This window comes from Pseudomonas sp. Sample_24, assembly GCF_004307605.1.
GTDB lineage: Bacteria > Pseudomonadota > Gammaproteobacteria > Pseudomonadales > Pseudomonadaceae > Aquipseudomonas.
In genome coordinates this window covers 1-721 of the sequence record NZ_RCNW01000178.1, presented here as the reverse complement: position 1 = coordinate 721, position 721 = coordinate 1, and the positions used below count along the sequence as shown (strand labels likewise).

General features: G+C 58.4%; 1 protein-coding gene. It reads right to left on the bottom strand.

Features of this window, described 5'->3' with window-relative positions:
• Positions 1–668, bottom strand: a 668-nt coding sequence (locus tag D8V06_RS09180; RefSeq protein ID WP_130930837.1) for an electron transfer flavoprotein subunit beta/FixA family protein, incomplete at its 3' end; no start/stop codon positions are given.
• Between the last annotated feature and the right edge of the window lie 53 nt (positions 669–721).

The window sequence follows — 721 nt, the reverse complement described above, 5'->3', positions numbered from 1 at the left end:
GGCGCTTCGACTTTCAGGGTCTTGTTGGTGGAGGCGGTGGAAACGCCCAAAGCGTCCGGAGTCAGCGTCTCGAGAGGCTTCTTCTTGGCTTTCATGATGTTTGGCAGGGACGCGTAGCGCGGCTCGTTCAAACGCAGGTCGGTGGTGACGATCGCTGGCAGTTTCAGGGAAACAGTCTGCGCGCCGCCGTCGATTTCGCGAGTCACGGCAACTGTGTCGCCGCTGATTTCGACTTTCGAAGCGAACGTGCCCTGACCGTAGCCGCTCAATGCAGCGAGCATCTGGCCAGTCTGGTTGTTGTCGCTGTCGATCGCTTGCTTGCCAAGGATCACCAGCTGAGGCTGTTCCTTGTCGACAACCGCTTTCAACAGTTTGGCAACAGCCAGGGAAGTCAGATCTTCGGCGGATTCGACGAGGATGGCACGGTCGGCACCCAGAGCCAGCGCGGTGCGCAGTTGCTCCTGAGCGGTGGACGGGCCGACGGAGACGACGACGATTTCAGTCGCAACACCCTTCTCTTTCAGGCGTACGGCTTCTTCCACGGCGATTTCGCAGAATGGGTTCATCGACATCTTGACGTTGGCGAGGTCGACGCCGGAATTGTCCGCCTTGACGCGGACCTTGACGTTGTAATCCACAACGCGTTTGACAGCTACAAGAACCTTCATGGATTCCTCGTTACTCTCCGGTGAAAAGAAAGTCGCCTAGGCGAACCTGGCGG